Here is a 20,497-nt window from a genome sequence, read left to right as displayed (position 1 = left end):
AGCGAGTTATTCCACATGTCAAGTGGATTTTTCGCTCGCGTCACTACTCTCCTCTTAAATTTAGCGCGAACAACTCGATATGTTGCCGACCACGCTTGACGTCATGCGCGCATTTGTCATACAAAAATGTCCGTATTCCGGACAATAAAGGAGGATAACGTGCCAGCGAAGATTACCGGGATCATCCCGCCCCTCACCACGCCGTTCGATCAGAACGGCGACATCGACGAAAAGGCCTTCCGTCGCCAAGTGAAGTTTTTGCTCGATAAGGGCGTGCATGGCGTCTGTGTTGGCGGCAGCACGGGTGAGGGTCACACGCTTACCGCCGACGAATTCCGGCGTTTGATCGAGGCCTGCGCAGAGGAGCTGAACGGCAAGGTGCCGCTCGTCGCCGGCATTATCGCCAACTCGACCCGCGAAGCGATTGCCCGCGCCCGCGCCATCGAATCGGTCGACGTCGCCGCGCTCCAAATCACGCCGGTGCACTATCTCTTCAAGCCAGACGAGGATGCGACGGTCGGCCACTTCAAGACGCTGTCCGAGTCGGTCAAGCAGCCCGTCATCATTTACAACGTCGTGCCCTGGAACTACCTGAGCCCCGCGCTGCTGCTGCGGATCATGAACGAGCTGCCCGGCGTGATCGGCGTCAAGCAGAGCGCCGGCGACCTGAAGCTGATGGCCGATCTTTTGCTCGACGTGCCCGCGGGCAAGGTCGTGCTGACGGCGGTCGATGCGCTGCTCTATCCGTCCTTCGCGCTCGGCGCGCATGGCACGATCGCCGCGAACCCGGCCGCAGTGCCCGGCGCCTGCGTGGCACTGTGGAACGCGGTCGAGCGCGGTGACCACGCGACCGCGATCGAGATCCACAAGCGCCTGTTGCGGTTCTGGAACACGATCGTCGGCGACAATCTGCCAGCCTGCGTGAAGCATGCCCTCACCCTCCAGGGATCGCCGAGCGGGCTTCCGCGGCAGCCGATGCCGGCTCCGACCAGCCGGCAGAAGGACGCGATCGCGGCTGCCCTCAAGCCCCTGCTCGAGGTGGAAGGCAGCACGAGGCTGGTCGCAGCCGAGTGAGCGCAGGACAAAGGGCGCGGCATTGCCGCCGCGCCCGATTCCGTCTAAGTCGGACTTGGTTCGCGTCCTGGATATTGCGTGGCGACGCCACCCGAAAGGTCCGACATGACTAGCGTCGACAGCGGTCGACAGAGCGTGAAGTCGCTCTTCAAGATGCTCGAGGTCCTGGAGGCCTTCTCCTCGACCGACCCCGAGCTGAGCGTTGTCGAGATCGCGCGACGCACCGGCCTACCGCGCACCACCGTCCATCGCATCGTCGATAGCCTGCGCAGCGTCGGGTTCCTGGAACAGGATGCGAGCCGCGATCGTTACCGGCTTGGCATAAAACTGTTCGAGCTCGGCGGCAGCGCACTCATGAATCTCCCGCTGTATCGCGAGGCGCCGCCTTTCGTCGATACGCTTGCCAAGCTCAGTGGCGAGGATGTGCATCTTTGCGTCTTCGACAGCGCGCAGATGGTCTTCGTCAATCGCCGCAGCCAAATTGCTGCACGCCCGCACAACACCGTCATCACGATGGAAGCCTCGCCTTGTCACTCGACAGGCGTGGGTAAGGCGGCGCTCGCCTTCCAGAGCGACGCCGTGATCGACCGGGTCATCCGCGCCGGCCTGCCTCGCTTTACGCCGAACACAATCGTTGAGCCCAAGCGGCTAAAGGCCGAACTGGCCGCGATCAGGTCCCGCGGCTATTCGGTGGACGATTGCGAGCATGAGCCGGAGCTGCGCTGCGTCGGCGCACCGATCCGCAACAGTGCGGGCCGCGTCTTCGCGGCAATTAGCGTGAGTGGTCCGAGCCGGCGCGTTACGGCCGAATGGGTGCCAGAGCTCGCCCGGACCGTGATGACGCACGCCGAGCTCCTGTCGATCCGCCTGGGCTACCAGCCTGACTCGCACAGCCGAGCCGCCGACGCTGCGCCGGAACGCAACGCCCCCAAACGTCGTCAACGGACCACGGCAGGAACCGCACAAGGCGAACGTGGCGCCTGATCGAAGGGCTTCACCTTCCATCTTCGCCAGTCCGGGGCGCCGCGCGCAGCTAAGAGGTGATTAGCCCAGACGGTCGCCTCAATTGCCCCGTCGAATCTGCAAGACTCGCGAGGTAATGCGCGGCATCAGTAATATCGGCGACGATCTCGCGTTCGGCGCCATCGGCGTCACCCGCCATGATAGCCTTCAACGCCGCGGTGTGATGATCCCAGCCCTTCAGCAGGACGACATATTCGGGGATCACGTAGGACAGCACCGGCCCGCAGCGCAGCCACATGTTCTCGATGGTCTCGACGAGCAGCGGGACGCCCGACATCGCGTAAATGCCGAAGTGAAACTTGCGGTGATGCTCGAGGTAGCTCTCGAGCTTGCGCGCAGCGATCAGCGACTGCATCGTCGAGAGCCGCTCTTGCAGCTTCCGCAGGGCGGCCTCGTCATGCCGCCGCAGGGCCGCCTCCCGCGCTGCGCGGCCTTCCAGCGCGCAACGCACCACCGTCAGGTCCGAAAGCTCGCGGCGGGACAGGTGCGGCACGATCGCGGAGTTGCGCGGCCCCTGCTGCAGCACGCCTTGCGCTACGAGACGGGTGACGGCGTCGCGCACCGGCGTGATTGACGTCCCGAAACTTTCGGCCAGCGAGCGCAAGGTCAAGACCGTGCCGGGCTCGAACCGCCCGGCCAGCAGCGCATCCCGCAACTGCGCGTGCGCGAGATCCCACAGCGGTTCACGCTCGATTCGTTTCAATGCCGTCATACAACGCTCGGTATCGCGGCGCGCGACATCGCGCAAATCCCTCCTCCGGTCGGCCGTCTTGACCTACCGACGATGTTTGTTATAACAAACAACAAAACGGGAGGAAATACCACGATGAGAAAAGTTGCCGCGATCACCCTGGCATGCCTGATTTCGATGCTCCAGGCGCCCGCCAGCTACGGTCAGTCGGACTATCCCCAGCGGGACATCACCTTCATCGTGCCGTGGAACGCCGGTGGCTCGAACGACGTCGCGGCGCGGGCGCTCGATCCGATCCTGCGCGAACATGGGATCAAGATCGTCATCGAAAACGTCGTCGGCGCGACCGGCGTGATCGGGATGCGCCGGGTCGCGAGCGCAGCGCCTGACGGCTACACGCTGGGCATGGGGACCAGCTCGACGCTGGCGCTGATGGCGCAGGGCAAGGCGCCGCTGACGAATGCGCAGTTCACCCACATCGCGCGCGTCTCGACCGATCCGTTGATGCTCCTGGTCTCGACCAAGGCCGAGCAGAAATCGCTCGACGACTTCATCAAGTACATGAAGGGCAATCCCGACAAGGTCACGATCGGCACCCCCGGTAACTACAATCTGAACCACATCTTCGCCTTGATGACCGCGCGCGCGGCGGGCGTGAACTTCGTCAACGTGCCCTACACCGGCGGATCGAAAGTGGTGGCCGACCTGCTCGGTCAGCACGTCGATTCCGGCGTGTTGAAGCCGTCGGAAACACTCGGCCAGATCCAGGAAGGCCTGCTGAAGCCGATCGGCATCTTCGCCAATGAGCGGCTGGAGATGTTTCCGGACGTACCGACCTTCAAGGAGAAGGGCTACGACGTCTTTCCCTACGGGCCTGTCGTCCAGATGGCATACGTCGTTGGTCCGGCAAACCTTCCCGACGACGTCCGCACCAAGCTGATCACCGCGTTCCGCGCCGCCATTCAGGATCCGCGCTTCAAGGAATTCGCCAAGAAGAACGTGTTCCTTGTCGACGACCTGACCGGCGATGCGCTGACCAAGGAAGTCGACAACGTCGCAGCCACGCTCGGCACTGTGGCATCACAGGTCTTTCCGAAGGAATAGGCTGATACGGCGGAATCGCTGCTCTTAACTCCAACACTCTCCAACAAAGGTTCACGCGCTTGTCCATCAAGAAGATCACCTGTCACGTCGTCGCCGCTCCGGTGCAACGTCCCTTCACCTCCTCGCGCGGCTGGCTCTACAAGACGCGCGGCACATGCCTGGTCGAGATCGAAACCAATGACGGCATCGTCGGCTGGGGCGAATGCTACGGACCATCGGCCGTCGCGAAAGCCTTTATCGAAACCCAGCTTGCCCCGCGCGTGATCGGCCACGACCCCTTCGACGTCGAGGTGATCTGGGAAGATCTCTACAACCGGATCAAGGATTACGGGCCGAAGGGCATGTCGATCGCAGCCATCAGCGGCATCGACATCGCGCTCTGGGACATTATCGGGAAAGCCTGCAACAAGCCTCTGCACAAGCTTGTCGGCGGCGCCTTCCGCACCGAGGTCGATGCCTACGCCACCGGGCTCTATTTCACCGACATGAACCGGCTGGTCGAGGAAGCGGTCGAGGAAGCGACGGGCTACGTTGAGGCCGGCTTCAAGGCAATAAAAATGAAGATCGGGCTTGGTTCGATCAAGCGTGACTTCGAGCGCGTGAAAGCCGTACGCGAAGCGATCGGCCCCGGCATCAAGCTGATGGTCGACGCCAATCACTGCTTCACTGTGCCGGCTGCAATCCGTCTCGGGCGCAAGCTCGAAGAGCTCGACATCGAGTGGTTCGAGGAGCCGATTTCGCCGGAAGACATCGACGGCTATGTGGAGGTCTCGCGCGCGCTCGACATGGCGGTCGCCGGCGGCGAGAACGAGTTCACCCGATGGGGCTTCCGCGACGCCATCGTGCGCAAGGCGATGGACATCGTGCAGCCCGATGTCTGCGCGGCGGGCGGCATTACCGAATGCAAGAAGATCGCGACGCTTGCCACGACGCATGGCGTGGAATGCGTCCCCCACGCCTGGGGGTCCGCGGTCGGCCTTGCCGCCACCATCCACTTCCTGGCGTCGATCCCGAACCAGCCGCCGAGCCTGTTTCCGATGCCGCCGATGCTGGAATTCGAGCAGGAGGAAAACCCGTTTCGCGATCACCTGGCGGTCGAACCGATCGTCCAGGTCAAGGGCAAGGTCGCGGTGCCGACCGGCGCCGGACTTGGCATCGAGATCGATCGCGGCGTGATCGATCGCTACCGGGCGGCGTGAACCGATGGTCCGCTCATGAAATTCGTCACCTTCAGCGAGCAAGGCTTTACGCGCGCCGGCGTCCTGCTGGACAACGGCAGCGAAACAATCGTCGACCTTGCGCATCCGGCGATGGGCGAAGCCCTCGGCGGCGCGGCACCGCAGGTGCAGGCCCTGATCGAAGCCGACCTGCCCAAAGTCGTGGAACGCATTCGCGTGCACGGCTTCGCTGCGGCAGCGCGGCTTTCGCGCGAGGCGGTCACGCTGATGGCGCCCCTGCCGGCGCCGCGGCGCATCTTCGGAATCGCGCATAACTACCGCGACGCGCTGGCTGAACGCGGTATGGCGCCGCCCGAGAAACCGGTGCTGTTCATGAAGGCACCGCAAACGATCATTGGGCCGGAACAGCCCATCGTGCTGCCGGCAACGATCGGCGGGGTCACCTACGAGGCGGAACTCGCGGCCGTGATCGGCACGCGCGCCGAGAACGTCAGCAAGGAGCGTGCGCTCGATCACGTCGTCGCCTATGGCTGCTTCAACGATGTCAGCGCAAGCGAGATCATCAAGGCCGACGGCCATTTCGACCGCGGCAAGAACTACTCGACCTTCGGTCCGTTCGGACCTTACCTCGCCTCCCGCGATGAGGTACCAGATCCGCACGCGCTCACCGTGACGCTGAAAGTCGACGGCCGCATGCTGCAGTCCGGTTCGACGGCGAACATACTATTCGACGTCGCCGACCTCGTCTCCTATCTGTCGCGGCAACAGGCGCTCGAACCAGGCGACATCATCGCCACCGGCACGCCGGCCGGCGTGGCCGGGCTGCACAAGCCGCCGGCGTGGCTCAGGCCTGGTTCGACCGTCGAGGTCGAGGTTCAAGGCCTCGGCCGCCTGCAAAATCCAATCATCGAGGGGCCTGCGCCAGATGCCTGAGAAACCCGTCGTCCTCCTGACCAACGCCATGCACCCTGATGGCGAGGCGATTCTCACCCCGCACGTTCGGTTGATCGTCGCGCCGGACACCAGGCCGGAGACACTGCGCCAATGGGCAGCGGATGCCGACGGCATCATCGTGCGCGCGAAACTGCCCGACGACATCGTCGATCATGCACCGCGTCTGAAGGCTATCGTCCGTCACGGCGTCGGTCTCGACTTCATCCCGGTCGCCGCCGCCACGGCACGCGGCATCGCGGTTGCGAACCTACCCGGAAGCAACACCAACGCGGTGGCCGAATACGTCATGTCGGCCTTGATGCACCTGCGGCGGCCGTTGCAGCGCGTGGACACGCTGATGCGCGCCGAAGGCTGGGCGACCAGCCGCGCGATGGCAGACGGCCTCACCGAGTTGAGCGGAACGACGCTCGGCATCCTCGGCGTCGGAACGATCGGGCGCCGCGTCGCCTCCATCGCGAGCAACAGTTTTGGAATGACTGTGCTCGGCACGTCGCGCCGGAAGGGATCGCTGCCGCCTGATGTCGAGGAAGTCACGCTCGTGGAGCTGTTCGCGCGGAGCAACGCCGTGGTGGTCTGTTGCGCACTGACAGACGAGACACGCAGGCTCGTCAGCCATGATCTGCTGGCGCACATGCGGCCGCAATCCGTCCTGGTGAACGTCTCGCGCGGCGCCGTGGTCGACACGCCCGCCATCATCTACGCGTTGCGGTCAGGCAAGCTCGCCGGTGCCGCGCTCGATGTATTCGATGTCCAGCCGCTGCAGCCCGACGACGCATTGCTCGATTGTCCCAACCTGCTGCTGACGCCGCATATCGCGGGGATCACCGCCACCAGCGGCCGTGCGATGGCGGTTGGCTCGGCCGAAGAAATGCTCCGAATCCTGCGCGGCGAGCAGCCGCTCAATCTCGTCAATCCCGAACACAAAGCGGTCTGAGGTCTTAAAATGCGTATCACATCGATCAAGGCGGTCCCGATCTCCTATCCCGTACCGCAGGGCCAGAACGTCCGGCTCGGCATCGGCCGCGCGGTGAAACGCGACGCGGTGCTGGTCAAAGTCACGACGGATGAAGGCCTCGTTGGTTGGGGCGAAGCCCATCACGGCCGCTGCCCCGGCGCCATCGCCAAGCTGATCGACACCACGATCTCCGAATTGGTCGTCGGCATGGATGCGATGAACGTGGTCGGCGTCTGGCAGCGCGTCTACCAGATGCAGTTGGCGAGCCATGGCATGGGCTACGCCGCCGCGATGGCGCTCAGCGGCCTCGATCTGGCGCTGTGGGACATCCGCGCCAAGGCGGCGGGCTGGCCATTGTACCGGCTGCTCGGCGGCGCCTCAAAGCCGATCAAGGCCTATGCCGGCGGCATCTCGCTCGGATGGCAGGCGCCGGAGTCGCTGGCCCAGGAGGCGCTGGGCTACGTCGCGCAGGGCTATCGGGCGATCAAGCTTCGGGTCGGCGACAATCCGCGCGACGACGTCGCCCGCGCCACGGCGGTGCGCAATGCGGTCGGAGACGCCATTGAAATTCTGGTCGACGCCAACACCGGCTACACGGTCGACGACGTACGTCGCGTGATGCCGGCCTATGACGAGCTGGAGATCGGATGGCTCGAGGAGCCGTTCCCGGCGCAAGATTATCGTTCGTACCGGACCGCCGCCTCGCTCGGCTCGACGCCGCTGGCGGCCGGCGAAAACCACTTTACGCGCTTCGAATTCACTCGCCTGATCGAGGATGGCGCCGTCAGCTTTGTGCAGCCGGACCTGTCCAAGACCGGCGGCGTCACCGAGGCGATGCGGATCGCCGGGATGGCCTATGCGTGGAAGCTGTCCTTCAACCCGCACACCTCCGCGACCGGCATCAACATGGCGGCAACCATCAACGTGCTCGCGGCGGTCGATGCCCCCGGCTATTTCGAGGGCGACGTCGCCAAGCACAATCCGTTCCGCGACGAGGTCGGCGGCGTCCCGTACAAGCTCGACGCCGAGGGTTGCGTCAAACCATCTGAAACACCTGGCCTCGGGGTCGAGATCAACGAGGCGTTCATCAACGCACATCCACTGATCGAGGGCCCCTGCTATGTCTGAACCGCTGCAGGCTGAAGTCAAATCGCGCGCAACGCGTCTTGCTTACTTCGCCTGCGGCGCGTTTCTTCTTCTGTTGACAGGCGCGGCCTCCGCGCAGACCCCGGCCGCGCCCGCAGCGGCCGATCCGGACACCTACCCCAGCCACACGATCCGCTACATCGTTCCCTATCCACCGGGCGCGTTCAACGACACGCTGGGACGGATCGTGTCGCAAAAACTCCAGGAGGCCTGGGGCGTTCCCGTGGTTGTCGAGAACCGGCCGGGCGGCGGCACGCTGATCGGCACCGACGCGGTCGCCAAATCCGCACCCGACGGATACACCCTGCTCGGCGTGGCTTTTCCGTTCGGCTCCAACCCCAGCATTTACAAGAGCCTGCCTTACGACACGGTGAAGGATTTCACGCGGCTGATCCTTGCCGGTCAGACGCAGAATCTTCTCGTTGTAAGACCCGCCCTGCCGATCAATTCGGTCAAGGATTTCGTCGACTACGCCCGAAACAATCCCGGCAAAGTCTCCTACGGATCCACGGGCATTGGTTCGTCGAACCACCTCTCGATGGAATTGTTCAAGAGCATGACCGGGATCGACATCGTGCACGTCCCTTACAAGGGAAGCGCACCGATGGTGAACGATCTGCTCGGCGACCACATCGATGCTGCCTTCGACAACACGCCAAACGTGTTGCCGCAAGTCAATGCCGGCAAGTTGCGCGCGCTCGGCGTCAGCAGCACGGCGCGCTCGACGCTTGCGGAAGGCGTTCCAACGGTTACGGAAGCAGGCGTTCCCGGTTACGAGGTCACGGTCTGGTTCGGCATCGTCGGCCCCGCCGGGATGAAGCCGGAGGTCGTCCGCAAGCTGAATTCAGAACTGAATGCGATCCTCAGGATGGATGACGTCAAGCGCCGCTTCCAGGATCAGGGCGTCGACCCCGTCGGCGGTTCCCCGTCGCAATTCGCGGATCACATTCGCAGCGAAATCCAGAAGTGGGCCAAGGTCGCCAAGGACGCCAATATCCAGCCGGAGTGAGTTTCGTTAGACGTCACTGTGTCACTGCGCTTCGCTCGAACGGTTTATTCTCGGCGATGAACCTTGCGGCCAGCACCAGGGCGCCCATCGAAAACTCTTTTCCATGCGCGGCGATCATCCGCTCGGAAAGCTCCGCCAGCTCCTTGAAGAATTGATCTTTGCTTTCGGCTTCTGGCGATTGAGTGGCTGTCATGATTTCCCTCCTGATGATCGCGGCATGACTCTGCACCTGCAGCCGGATCAAGCTGTTTGAACCGGGTCCGGCTATTTGAAAATGTGCGGCGGAAACGTCACGATCGCCGCCTCCCCGTCGCCTGTTCCGAATGCAAGATGCTGACCATCGCGGGACCATTGCAAGGCGCGGACAGGGCCTCGACCGGGCGGTTTGACGACCAGTTCGCCGGGGTCTCCGATCCTGGCGACAACGAGCATGCCGTCGCCGTAACCCGCTGCCAGCAGGTGACGATCCGGGTGCATATCCACCGCCTCGACGAGGACGAATCTGGCGCGGCCGGTCGCGAGGTTGGTCGGCTGTTCGCTGGCATCGCTGAGGCTGGAAACGTCCCATGCGATCATCCGATAGCCTCCGCTCGTAACAAGGATGCGGGAGTCTGCACTCCACGAGAGAGACGCAACGCTCGCAGGATAACCGGGGATCCGGACGATCCGCGCATCAGCAAGGCGCAGCAACACGATGCCTGCTTTTGCGACTGATATGGCCAACCAGCTTCCGTCGGGACTCCATGACAAGGTTGAGATGGAGCCAAAGTCGAATGAAGCTGCCGGCTCGGGTCGTGGCCCGAAGGCACGAACGTGCAGACAGCCGTCGACCCCAATCGCAAAGCGCCGACTATCCGATGATACGGCGATTGCCGATGCATTTCCTCCCGCACGCTCTTGCAGCCAGCCGACGTCGCCATTGGAATCATAGGATATGACTGACCCGCCAGAAGCAGCGAGAATACCCCCAGCCTGCACTGCGGTGACGAGATCAATCGGGGAACCATGGTTTGCGGCTAACTGCGTGATGCCGGATGCCGACACGCCGACCAATCGGCTGCGATCACTTGCGATAAAGCCGGAAGCTCCGATCGGGGCGAGATGAAACGGAGCATCGCTGATTGCGACTTTCGTCAACGGTGGCACCGCTTTCCGTCGCGGTGAAATCGTTGTTCGGCCGCCGTCGAGCGCGATACGACAGCGATCCTGCGGCGGCTCGATATCAGTCACGGGAGCTATCGCCAACGCGCCATCGGCGAGCGCGAACGCAACCACCCGTTCCGCGCGGTCGAACGCCACACCGGTAACGGACGCGCCTAAAGTCCAGTGCCGTCCAAGCAATTCATAGAGCGCTACAGTTTCTGCTTCCATCGTGTCCATCGATCGCCTCACATTCCGATAGGCTGACCTGCGGCGGCAATCCGCCTGTCCAGTTCTTCGAGGCGTTGCTCCAGCGCGGCGCAATGCGCGTCGCATGCCGCCATTTTGGCATTTGCGTTTTGCAGGCGTCCGCGCGCGTCCTCTAGCTCCTTGGCGAGCGCATGCGAGGCGCCTGTTGCCGCAATCTCCTGCTCGATCCGCTGAATCTCGAACTCCGCCCCGCCGCCAAGCTGACGGTTCAGAAGGCTGCGCGATTGAGCGGACGATATCTCCTGAACGACCAGCAACCGCTGCTTCAGCATTTCGGCAAGCGTCGGAGAATCGTCACTCATGAATCCGTCTCGACTTGAACCAGGATTCGCTGCAAGCCACCGACATCAGATACGAAGTGTTGCTGCGCATCATTGATGTGAGATTGCAGCGAGTCCCACAGATCGACCCTCAACAACCGCGCCGGATCTCCGGCCATCGTCTCGAGCGTCTGCAGGCCGAACTGATGTCGCAAGCCGATACCCTGCAAGACGAAATCGGTCAGCTCGCGTGCATGCGTTTCGATGAAGGGACGCAATAGTGGGTGTACGCCGTAGCTGATGCCGCGCTTTGCGAGTTCGGTCTCGATGAACACGATGAAATGCCGCACCAGGAGATTCTGGCTTTCGCCGATCAGGTGCACCATGAAAGTGACGTCGCTGTCGGCGCGCGCAAGAATCTGCGACGCCAGCGTCGCCGCCGCGACCGGCTCTCCTCCGCTCTTCTGTTCATCCCAGACAGTTGCCATGCCTGCCCTGTCCTCAGCTCCGCGAGCGGTATTGATGCAATTTGCGATACAGCGTGGCACGCGAAAGCCCCAGCTTTTCGGCGGCGGCAGCAATATTGCCGCCCGCGTTTGCGACAGCCCTCTCGATGGCCCGACGCTCCATTTCGTCGAAGCGCGCGATCTCGTCGCCTCCCGATCTAGGGCCATCCTCCGCCGGCGAGCGCGCCTGAAGTGGCTGAGCCGCAGCTTCCCGGAAATCCTCCGGCAAGTCCCTGGGGGTGACGATGCCGGTGAGCGTCATCAGCACAAGGTTCTCGATCAGATTGCGCAGCTCGCGAACGTTGCCCGGCCAGCTATAGCGCCGCAGCAATTCCATCGTGGCGGCCTCGAAACGCAGCGGTTCGGTGCTATAGGTCGCCGCGAACTGTCTGTTGAAGTGATCGATCAGGATCTCGACATCGCCCGAGCGCTCGCGGAGCGGCGGGATGATGAACTTGACGACACCGATCCGGAAATACAGATCCTTTCGGAAACGTCCCTCCGCCACCTCCTGCTTCAAGTTCCGATTGGTCGACGCTACGAGCCGGACGTCCACCGGGCGCGGCTTGCTGTCACCGAGCCGGTAGACTGCACGCTCTTCCAGCACACGGAGCAGATAAGGTTGCAGATCCAGTGGCATCTCGCCGATCTCGTCGAGGCTGAGCACGCCGCCATTGGCAAATTCAAACCGTCCAGGCCTGCCCTCGCGCGTGGCGCCGGTGAAGGCGCCTGGCGCATGGCCGAACAATTCGCCGCCGAGAAGCTCTTTCGATACCGCACCGCAATTGAGGGCAACGAAGGGCTCCTTGCCCGTCTTCTGGCTGGCGGCGTGAACCAGGCGGGCAAATAGCTCCTTACCGACGCCCGTCTCGCCCTCGAGCAGGATTGCTGTCCGGCCGAGCGCCGCCCGCTCAACCTTCTCGACTGTTTGCAGCAATGCTTCACTGCATCCGACAATTGCGTCCTTGGCCGACATGAGTGCGGCGTGGGCTGTCGGCGACATCTGGGATACGGCAAGATTCACGCGCGGCCTCGATGCGAGCACCAGCATCGCGCCCTTCACCACGCCGTCGACCACTAATGGCTCGATCCGCTGCTCCCGCAGTTCCTCAGGCAGCCCATTCGCAAGCTCTCTGGACAAGAAGCCGTCGCTGCTCGGGAGAAGCTGCGTTCCGATGCTCAAGTCCTGCGATTGCGCAATCCGCCGCCAGCGAACCGAGGCCATGTCGTTGTGATGAACGACCCTGCCGAACCGATCAAGAATGACGACGCCGTCCGCGCTGTTCATCCCGGGCATTCGAGAAATGCTGGCCTCGAGTAGCTGCATTCTCTCGATGCGAATCTTCTCCGAGAGAGCGAGCTCGATATGATTGGCCGCGACCACCGCGAGCGCGACATTATGCCGGTGAAAGATCGCCTGGGGTCCGGAAAAATCGACAATGCCGATGATGCTGCCGTCGATCGGACTACGAATCGGGCTGCCGACACAGGTCCATGCCTTGATGCCCTCCGAAAAGTGCTCGGCCGCATGGACATGAACCGGTTTTCCCGTGATGAGTGCTGTGCCAATGCCGTTGGTGCCGGTAACCGTCTCGCCCCACGCTGCACCGACTTCCAGGCGAATATCATGGCCTGCATCAATCGTCCGCTGATCGCCCCCCACGTCGAGCACGACGCCGTTCCTGTCTGTGATGACGACCATCGTGGCGGCGTCACCGAGCACCTCCGCGACACGGCGGAAGGTCTCCGCACTCGAACCAAGCAAGTCATCATTCTTCAGACGCAGCTCGTAGAGATCATCCGGCGAGGCGACGAGATTGCTGCCCTTGCAATGAGCATTGACCCCGGACTGGACACTGCGCTGCCATGATTCCTCGATGACGCCTCGCACTGGCGCGTTCTCGCGCCTGAGATCCCCGAACGTCAAAAAGTTTTCCCATGCCCTGTTGGTTTCTCGCTCATCGTATGGCCGCCCCTGCTCCGTATCCGTGGCGCCCGGAACTTTGTAGCCTTCCAGGGAAAACGGCGGCTTGGCCATGAGCGTTTCCGTCAGCATTGGAGCACCATACGTACGTTGGCAAACAGCAACCCGATCGGCAGAAACGACCTGAACCGGACCTGATCGGAATCGTCATCCCCACAGGCCGAGTTTACGGAGATCATTCGACGTTTTTGGCGATCGCATCCAACCCGAGACGGCCGGCGATGATCTGTTCCAGGCGTTCCTCGGACACCTCATCGGGCACGCTCACTCCTTCAAGGTCGGCGAGGACCTTGCAGAGCTCTTCATCCAGCGGATCGAAGATTCCGTTCTCGCGCGTCGCGAGAGCGAAGCATCGCGATTGGCCCGTTCCGCGCAGCTCGCCGACAAAATGGAGTTGCCGCCCCGACGCGAGATCAGCGATGACGACACGGCCGTTAAGGCTGATCCGCACATATGGTTCCAACTCTCTGGGACGGCCCGGCGGCGTCAACCAGAGCTTGCCTGATGGCTGAGGCTGCGGCGGGGGTGCGGAATTGCGCAATTCCTGCCAGCGCCCAGCCGTCAGATGATTGGCGATCGCGTCGATCTTCGTGCGGTTCTTCCGAATTAAGTCCTTCGCCGCGACCTCTTCCCGGCGCGGACCATCGCGCTTGGAAATGATGTGGACCATGTTTTCCTCCCGCCCGGTCGGTCGGATGACCGTAGAGGCTTGTGCACTGCCTCCTTCGGCTCACGCCGGAGCTTTTTAAGATTGTAGCCCGTTCTCGCTCATTGTCACCGTCCAATCATTCGACCACAAAAGGTATGGATCGTCAGACGACGATGCGGAACACTGACCGCGTACAGTGCCTCATGCGCGCCCTAGCTTCTCTGCCCCGCCCCCCAGTGCCGGTCCCTGGGTCGGGTCGATGTACTGCGGCACGTCGGCCACAAGCGTGTTGGTGGTCAGCACCAGCGTGGCAACGGAAGCCGCGTTTCGAAGCGCGGTATACGTCACCCGCACCGGATCGACGATGCCGGCTGAAACCATGTCGATGAAGACACCGTTGGCGGCATCGAACCCCACGCCCGCCGGTGCGCTCAGCAGGTCGGCCACGACTTTCTCCGCATCATAGCCCGCATTCCGGGCAATGAATGCGGCGGGACGGGATAGTGTTTCGCGCACCAACTTGATGCCCTCGCCGAGGTCGCCATTGACGTTGCCGAGCGTGCGCACGACCACCGGCGCGCACTGCGCCAATGCGGTGCCACCACCCGGCACGATGCCCTCCTCGGCTGCGGCACGCGCCGCACTGAGCGCATCGTCGATCAACTGGATCGTCCGTTTTTGCTCGACGGGCGTCACGCCACCCGCAAGGATCACCGCCGTTCCTCCTGAGAGTTTCGCCAGGCGCTCCTTGAGCTTGTCCTGCTCGATATTGGGTGGTGCCAGATCGTACTGCTTCGCCACCTGCTGGCGCCGCGCCGCAATCGCCGCTTCATCGCCTCCGCCGCGAATGATCACCGTTTCGCGTCCACTTGCCCGAACTTGTCGCGCGGTTCCCAGATCCGCAAGGCTGGCGCCTTCCAGCTTGCCGCCAAGCTCGCGAGCGATGACCCGTCCCCCTGTTATGATAGCGAGATCGTCCATCATCGCCTTGCGCCAGTGGCCGTAGTCGGGTGGATTCACCACCAGAACCTTGCCGCGGTTACCATCGCCAAGCAGCGTGACGACGACGTCAGGCGCGATCTCTTCAGCGACGATGACAAGCGGTCGCCCGGTCGAGGCGACCGCCGCGCGCACCGCCGACAGTTCGCCCGGAGCTTTGATCTTCAAGTCAGTCAGGAGAATGTAGGGCTGATCCAGCACCACCTCCATCTTTTCGACATCTGTCACCATGTGATGGGAGATGTAACCACGGTCGAACGACATGCCTTCGACCACTTCGAGCGTCGTGCTGGTCGTCAGCCCGTAATCGGAACTAATGATGCCATCCTTGCCGACACGCTCCACCGCCTCCGCGATTAGACCGCCAAGATGGGGGTCGGTAGAGGCGATCGTCGCCACCGCCTGCAGTGTCTTGCGATCGGATACAGCAATTGCCCCACTCTTGAGAGTCTCGACAACGACCTCGACGGCCCGGTCAATCCCCTTGCAGAGATCGACCGCCTTGGCGCCGCGCTCCAGGGCTGCAACGCCTCCTTGGATCAGGCCGTTTGCGATCACCATCGCCGTCGTTGTACCATCGCCGGCGACCTCGTTGGTCTGCATCGAGACCTCACGCACCACCTGCGCGCCCATGTTCTCGAAACGGTCAGGCAACTCGATTTCCGAGGCAATTGTGACGCCATCGCGTGACACCATGGGGGTGCCGATTGGCCTGTCGACCATTGCGTTCATGCCCTTGGGACCGAGGGTCGATTCGACCGCGGCGGCAAGCTTCTGGACTCCGCGCGCAAGAGCGCGACGGGCTTCTATGTCATGCAGCAGAACTTTCGCCATTATGTTTCACTCCCACGTGGCTATCTATTTTTGTCTGGTCGGGCGGACTTGCTGACCGCTCCGGTTGTTGGCACCCGCAAGCACGAGGCGCGTCACCTCATGCAACCGCGGTGGAATGCTTCTCGGCTGGCCCGGCCGCCCGCACGGCACAGCCACTGCCGCAGCCTCCACACGGCGCCACATCGACGGCAGTCTGCCCCGCATCGCCGTCAGGCTCGCGATAGCGCGCCGCAAGAAGGCCCCTGCACAACGAGCTGTTAAACTCCATGTTGATCCGCACCCCCCGCAACCGCTGCAGATAAGAGGCAAGCTCGCGGCGCTTGATCGGATGTCCCTCGTAACTGACGAAGACCTGATCACTAGGCCGCCTGGCAAGGCGTTGTTCAACCAAAAGTTCGCGATAGCGCGGCTTCTGGCGCGCGGCCTGCTCCGAACCGAACGCGACTTCGTCATAGGTGCCTAGATTCATCTGACAAATCGCCTGGTCGTCATGACCAGCCTCTCGCAACGCCAGAATCATGACCTCCTGGCGTCGCTCGAACGCCTTGCGGCGGAACTTCTCACGCACCTCATCAAGCGAGCCTGCGGAAGCAAAGTCCCGGAGCGCGTCGCCGAACGATTTGCCCTCGCTGACGCCACGATTGATCTCTTCGGCGACCATGTGATCTCGAAGCTGCAGTCGCGTCTCGCTAACCCACGACAGCGAAGACACCGCCCGCTGCATGTCGTCGGCCATGAGGAAAGCGAAGTTCGCTGAGCACCAGTAGGTCGGCAAGCGGAAGACGATATCGACCCCGCCATCATCATCGACATTGACAAGCTCAACAAATCCAAGCTCGGTGACCGACTCGTCGAGCTCGGGATCGGTGACCAGCGCGAGGCGTTCCCATACCTCGCGGGTCCTTCGGTCATGATGCAGAAGGACAGCGTCCATCGTTGTCACTCCGCCGCGGTTGCGTGCGCGCTTCCCGCGAGCTTGCCCCTCTGCGCCTCGACATCCACCCCGTAGAGGCGCGCGGCGTTGAGACCGAGGATCTTCTTCTTTGCCTGCAGCGTCAGATCGACGCCGTGCTCCTGCTTCAGATCGTCGGGCAGCTCGAAGTTCCAGAATTTTTCGACGAGCCAGCGGGGCGTCCAGATGGCGTAATCGCTGCCGAAAAGAAGCTTGTCTTCGCCGACCCAGAACAGCAGTTCGCTGATCACTTCGGCGAAATAGCGTGGACGGCCATGGATGAACGGCAGCGCCACCGCGAGGCCGCCATAGACGTTGGTCTCCTGCACAGCGATCCAGCAGAAATCGTCCAGTCGCGGCAAGCCGCAATGCTCGATGATGAAATTAAGACCCTGGAAGTCGGTGGCTGCATGATCGACGTCGTGAACATCGAATGCATCCTTGTCCAATGGAATGATGGTCGGCCCCTTGTGGACGTGGATGTTCTTGATGCCGAGCTTTTCGCAGAGCTCGAGGCAACGATAGGCGTTTGGATCGGTCAACTTCCAGCCCCGTGACTCGCCCTTCCACTCCGCCGTATAGAGCTTCACGCCCTTTATGCCGAACGTCTCCTTCATATAATGAATGTATTCGAGCGCCCGCTCTCCATCCCGTGGATCAAAGGCGCCGTTGACAATGAAGCGATCCTTGTACCGCTTCGCCATTTCGGCGTTGCGGTCGATCGTATTGAACCCGTTCTTGTAGAATTCGGTAAGGTACGTCGACTGCACGATCGCCATATCGTCCGGGCCGTCGACGAACAGATCGTGGTACATCTGCTCGGCGCTGTACTTCTCGAACTGGTCCTTGGGCCAGAGCTTATCCGGCGGGCTGAGCGAGGTATGATAGGTGTAGAAGCAGTCAATGAACTGCTTGCCGTGAATGTTCCGCTGGTTCGCCGGACTGCCGTCCCAGAAATGGGTGTGCCCGTCGATGACGAAGACTTCCTCGCCGGTGGGGGTTATGAACATGATAATCTCCAAGGTTTTGCTAAGCGCTTTTCCATCAACGTCGGGACCGCCGACCGTGCGAGAAATTGGTGGGGCCGCAGTCACCAGGATACGACCCCACCCAGGCTCGGGAGTTGCAAGAGGTCACTCGCAAGAGGTCACTCGATGTATTCGAAGACCTCTTCCATGTTGCCGAACAGCGTCACCGTATTGTCGTCGATACGCACCATTCGGCCATAATGGGTCGAGGTGTTCACTTCGAAGATCTCGGCCGTCATGTCTTTGCCGAGAATTTCGCTGATCTCATCCATCTTGAAGACCAGCTTGCCCTCACCGTCGATGCGGATCAGGGCTGGCTGGTAGGTCACGGTCACGTTCGGCTTCTTCGCCATGAACTCGGCGATGGCACGCGCTTCCACGCTGTCATTCATCGTGACGCCGCACTGATGAGAAATCGTCTGGTCGAAGACGATGTCTCCCATCTTCTGGAAGATGTTCTGGTTGGTCGCAGTTCTGGAAGCAACGGACATTGCAATTTACTCCTTGGGAAGGACGAGACCGAGCTCGCCGAGGATCTTCTTGATGCGTTCGACCGACTGTGCGCGGGCGTCGGCGTACTGCACCGGCTTCGAATGCGGCTGCGACCAGATCGGCTGCAGGCCGGCGGCCGCCTTGTTGGCGAGCGCCACGTGCTTGTCCACCCAGCCCTGGAACAGGTTCTTGTTGTGGGCGGCATGCTGATTGTCGGTCACCAGAAGATGCAGAAGGTCGATCGTGTTCGCGAGATTGCGCTCATAGTCGGCCTCGGCCGCCGAAATGACGGACGGCGTGATGAAGTCGCCGTTCGACGAGGCCACCTGCATCAGGAAGCCGCTACGAAACAGCTCGCCGACGAGCGGCTCGAACACGATGTTGATGGCGAAGTATTGCTCGAGATAGTCGGACGAACCCATGATCGATTCGACCGCTTCCCTTGCGCCTTGCCAGCCCTTGTCTTCCAACCAGGTGCGCTTGCCCGCCGCGTCGTCGAAGCCCGGAATGTCCATTCCGATCTCGGCGAGATAGAGCGTGATGTCCTGCGCAAGGCGAAGCTTGTAGGACGAGTTGGTCAATGTCGCATTGTTGATCATCTGCGTATAGCCGTAGCGCTGAGCCTGCATCAGCGACGTGCCGAGGCCGAACTCGACATGTTTCCACGCGCCGAGGTGGTTTTGCAGAATCTTGACCCACGCTTTGTTGAAAGCCTTCGGCGCGCCGGACTTGCGGCCGTTGGCGATCACCGATTGAACCATCCCTTCGATCTTGGACTGACGCTGGTAGTGGGTGCGCTCCCACTCCTGGTCGGGCGCACGGAATGCATGCCAGTTCGAGCTCAGCGCCGCAGTGTTGTCCTTGGTGTAGGCGCCCTTCCCGTTGGGGAAGGAGATGATCCAGTCCTGCAGCAAGTAGCGTTCCGGATCCGGCTGCACATCAACGGTCACGTCCTCGTAGTGCGTCGCCCGCTTGCTGCGCGGCTCGAAATACCTGTACCTGCGGCTGTCCGAATCCGGAAACACCGCAGCGCCTGCTGCACCGGATCCCACTGAAACGCTTGGAACTGCAGTCATAGTCTCCTCCTCCCATTGGTGGCTTTGCACTTGATGGACCGGCACTCGGAAAGTCTCAGTTGGCGGCCGGCGTGAACTTGTCGAAGAAGATGCGGTCCGCTTCGACATCGTTCATCTGCAGCACCGGCGTCAGCGCCTCGATCATCGGCGATGGTCCGCAGGCATAGACATCGACGTCTTCCCCGTATCCCGAGCTGCGCAGGTGTGCCCCGACCGCTTCATGCACGAAGCCCTTTTCCCCGCGCCAGGCTGTGTCGTCGGCTGCGTGAGAGAGGACGGGCACGAACGTAAAATCCGGATGCTTTGCCGAGAGTTCTGCAAAGCGATCGAGATAGAAAAGGTCGTTCTGCGTCCGGGCTCCGTAGAAGAAGCGCACTGGACGCGCTTCCCCGGAGCTGATGTGATCGTGGAGGATTGACCAGAGCGGCGACATTCCCGATCCGCCCCCGACCAGGATCATGGCTCCGTTTCGGTTTTCTCGCCGGAAGCAGGTGCCGTAAGGTCCCCTGATCCCGACCCTGGTTCCGAGGGCAAGGTCCCCGTCGAGCCGGGAGGAGAAACGTCCGTTCGGGTACTTCTTGATGATGAATGCGAGTTTTTGGCCTTCGAGCGGCGAATTTGCCATGGAAAACGAGCGCGTAATCGTCTCTGCCCCCGCGAGCGTGATGTCGACATATTGACCCGCCCAGAACTTCAGAGGTTGCTCCAGCGAGATCTCAAGGTGCCTGATGTCGTGGGTCAGCGCGGAGACGCTCGTCACTGTGCCCGTGAAGTCCCTGACCGGTATCGATTTCGACAGCACCTCTTCGTCATAGTTGAGGAGCTCTACTTCAAGATCCGAGTAGGCCAACGTGCGGCACAACAAAATGTAATCCTGACCGCGCTCCATCTCGTTGAGCGCGAACGTCGAGTATTTCTTCAGCTCCACATCGCCCTCGGTAAGGACGCATTTGCACGCTGAACATTGTCCCTCCTTGCAACCATGCGGCAACGCGATGCCTTGGCGGAAGGCGGCATCAAGGACGGTCTCGTTCTCCTCGACCTCGAATTCTATGCCTACCGGATGCAGGCGAACGACATTAGCGGGCGCGCCCATGGGGCCTCCTCAAACCAAGGCTTGCAGAACTTTCAGGGATTGAGAGAAGGAGCCGACCGGAGCCGGCTCCTTCCGTT

21 protein-coding genes are annotated in these 20,497 nt (G+C 62.0%); 8 read left to right on the top strand and 13 right to left on the bottom strand.

Translation table 11 applies throughout. From position 1 onward, the window contains the following. Nucleotides 1-159 precede the first annotated feature (159 nt). Both ACZIRK_RS09750 and ACZIRK_RS09745 read left to right on the top strand, forming a co-directional pair. A complete protein-coding gene (locus ACZIRK_RS09750) occupies nucleotides 160-1,074 on the top strand; it encodes a dihydrodipicolinate synthase family protein (protein ID WP_028162022.1) in 915 nt (304 codons plus the stop codon). A gap of 105 nt (nucleotides 1,075-1,179) precedes the next feature. Then, the gene (locus ACZIRK_RS09745) at nucleotides 1,180-2,058 is read left to right on the top strand and encodes an IclR family transcriptional regulator (RefSeq protein ID WP_463327273.1); all 879 of its coding nucleotides are present in this window, start codon (nucleotides 1,180-1,182) and stop codon (nucleotides 2,056-2,058) included. Between the two features lie 49 nt (nucleotides 2,059-2,107). Here ACZIRK_RS09745 and ACZIRK_RS09740 read toward each other — a convergent pair whose 3' ends face one another. Further along, complete coding sequence (locus tag ACZIRK_RS09740; protein ID WP_463327272.1) at nucleotides 2,108-2,809, bottom strand: GntR family transcriptional regulator; 702 nt, start codon at nucleotides 2,807-2,809, stop codon at nucleotides 2,108-2,110. 114 nt (nucleotides 2,810-2,923) lie between these two features. On the opposite strand from ACZIRK_RS09740, the gene ACZIRK_RS09735 reads away from it, so the two are divergent. The 6 genes from ACZIRK_RS09735 to ACZIRK_RS09710 are packed head-to-tail and all read left to right on the top strand — an operon-like array spanning nucleotide 2,924 to nucleotide 9,134. Further along, a complete protein-coding gene (locus ACZIRK_RS09735; RefSeq protein ID WP_130224147.1) occupies nucleotides 2,924-3,892 on the top strand; it encodes a Bug family tripartite tricarboxylate transporter substrate binding protein in 969 nt (322 codons plus the stop codon). A 59-nt stretch (nucleotides 3,893-3,951) separates the two neighbouring features. Further along, nucleotides 3,952-5,091 (top strand): mandelate racemase/muconate lactonizing enzyme family protein, encoded by a 1,140-nt coding sequence (locus ACZIRK_RS09730; RefSeq protein ID WP_463327271.1) that lies wholly within the window; start codon nucleotides 3,952-3,954, stop codon nucleotides 5,089-5,091. A 15-nt stretch (nucleotides 5,092-5,106) separates the two neighbouring features. Next, entirely contained in the window at nucleotides 5,107-6,003 is an 897-nt protein-coding gene (locus ACZIRK_RS09725; protein WP_463327270.1) for a fumarylacetoacetate hydrolase family protein, read from the top strand. Beyond that, nucleotides 5,996-6,958: an NAD(P)-dependent oxidoreductase gene (locus ACZIRK_RS09720; RefSeq protein ID WP_463327269.1), complete on the top strand. Its 963-nt coding sequence runs from the start codon at nucleotides 5,996-5,998 to the stop codon at nucleotides 6,956-6,958. The genes ACZIRK_RS09725 and ACZIRK_RS09720 overlap by 8 nt, the downstream gene beginning before the upstream one ends. Before the next feature lie 9 nt (nucleotides 6,959-6,967). Then, nucleotides 6,968-8,107, top strand: a complete 1,140-nt coding sequence (locus ACZIRK_RS09715; RefSeq protein ID WP_463327268.1) for a mandelate racemase/muconate lactonizing enzyme family protein — start codon at nucleotides 6,968-6,970, stop codon at nucleotides 8,105-8,107. Beyond that, nucleotides 8,100-9,134 carry a Bug family tripartite tricarboxylate transporter substrate binding protein gene (locus ACZIRK_RS09710; protein ID WP_463327267.1) on the top strand — a complete coding sequence of 345 codons (1,035 nt, stop codon included), beginning with the start codon at nucleotides 8,100-8,102 and terminating at the stop codon, nucleotides 9,132-9,134. The genes ACZIRK_RS09715 and ACZIRK_RS09710 overlap by 8 nt, the downstream gene beginning before the upstream one ends. 13 nt (nucleotides 9,135-9,147) lie before the next feature. Here ACZIRK_RS09710 and ACZIRK_RS09705 read toward each other — a convergent pair whose 3' ends face one another. The 12 genes from ACZIRK_RS09705 to ACZIRK_RS09650 all read right to left on the bottom strand — a co-directional run bounded on the left by ACZIRK_RS09705 (nucleotide 9,148) and on the right by ACZIRK_RS09650 (nucleotide 20,420). Then, nucleotides 9,148-9,327, bottom strand: a complete 180-nt coding sequence (locus ACZIRK_RS09705) for a hypothetical protein (protein ID WP_456641154.1) — start codon at nucleotides 9,325-9,327, stop codon at nucleotides 9,148-9,150. A gap of 71 nt (nucleotides 9,328-9,398) precedes the next feature. Beyond that, nucleotides 9,399-9,710, bottom strand: a complete 312-nt coding sequence (locus tag ACZIRK_RS09700) for a WD40 domain-containing protein (RefSeq protein WP_474417755.1) — start codon at nucleotides 9,708-9,710, stop codon at nucleotides 9,399-9,401. A gap of 812 nt (nucleotides 9,711-10,522) precedes the next feature. Further along, nucleotides 10,523-10,816, bottom strand: coding sequence for a hypothetical protein (locus tag ACZIRK_RS09695; protein WP_463327264.1), 294 nt, complete (start codon nucleotides 10,814-10,816; stop codon nucleotides 10,523-10,525). 26 nt (nucleotides 10,817-10,842) lie between these two features. Further along, nucleotides 10,843-11,292 (bottom strand): hypothetical protein, encoded by a 450-nt coding sequence (locus ACZIRK_RS09690; RefSeq protein WP_463327263.1) that lies wholly within the window; start codon nucleotides 11,290-11,292, stop codon nucleotides 10,843-10,845. A 13-nt stretch (nucleotides 11,293-11,305) separates the two neighbouring features. Continuing rightward, nucleotides 11,306-13,348, bottom strand: coding sequence for a sigma-54-dependent Fis family transcriptional regulator (locus tag ACZIRK_RS09685; RefSeq protein ID WP_463327262.1), 2,043 nt, complete (start codon nucleotides 13,346-13,348; stop codon nucleotides 11,306-11,308). Between the two features lie 121 nt (nucleotides 13,349-13,469). Continuing rightward, nucleotides 13,470-13,964: a hypothetical protein gene (locus tag ACZIRK_RS09680; RefSeq protein ID WP_463327261.1), complete on the bottom strand. Its 495-nt coding sequence runs from the start codon at nucleotides 13,962-13,964 to the stop codon at nucleotides 13,470-13,472. Nucleotides 13,965-14,144: 180 nt separating this feature from the next. Continuing rightward, nucleotides 14,145-15,776: a molecular chaperone GroEL gene (gene groEL, locus ACZIRK_RS09675; protein ID WP_130224123.1), complete on the bottom strand. Its 1,632-nt coding sequence runs from the start codon at nucleotides 15,774-15,776 to the stop codon at nucleotides 14,145-14,147. A gap of 97 nt (nucleotides 15,777-15,873) precedes the next feature. Next, entirely contained in the window at nucleotides 15,874-16,710 is an 837-nt protein-coding gene (locus tag ACZIRK_RS09670; RefSeq protein ID WP_463327260.1) for a metal-sulfur cluster assembly factor, read from the bottom strand. A gap of 5 nt (nucleotides 16,711-16,715) precedes the next feature. Continuing rightward, the gene (locus ACZIRK_RS09665; RefSeq protein WP_463327259.1) at nucleotides 16,716-17,738 is read right to left on the bottom strand and encodes an amidohydrolase family protein; all 1,023 of its coding nucleotides are present in this window, start codon (nucleotides 17,736-17,738) and stop codon (nucleotides 16,716-16,718) included. Between the two features lie 137 nt (nucleotides 17,739-17,875). Beyond that, entirely contained in the window at nucleotides 17,876-18,247 is a 372-nt protein-coding gene (locus ACZIRK_RS09660) for an MmoB/DmpM family protein (protein ID WP_130224117.1), read from the bottom strand. 6 nt (nucleotides 18,248-18,253) lie between these two features. Continuing rightward, nucleotides 18,254-19,324, bottom strand: coding sequence for an aromatic/alkene monooxygenase hydroxylase subunit beta (locus ACZIRK_RS09655; RefSeq protein WP_028162007.1), 1,071 nt, complete (start codon nucleotides 19,322-19,324; stop codon nucleotides 18,254-18,256). Nucleotides 19,325-19,379: 55 nt separating this feature from the next. Next, on the bottom strand, nucleotides 19,380-20,420 hold the full coding sequence (locus ACZIRK_RS09650) for a 2Fe-2S iron-sulfur cluster-binding protein (protein ID WP_456641162.1): 1,041 nt from the start codon (nucleotides 20,418-20,420) through the stop codon (nucleotides 19,380-19,382). Nucleotides 20,421-20,497: the final 77 nt, after the last annotated feature.

The organism is Bradyrhizobium sp. Leo114, assembly GCF_055229415.2.
The sequence above is the reverse complement of the archived record's forward strand: the minus strand, read 5'-3'. Positions and strand labels throughout refer to the sequence as shown.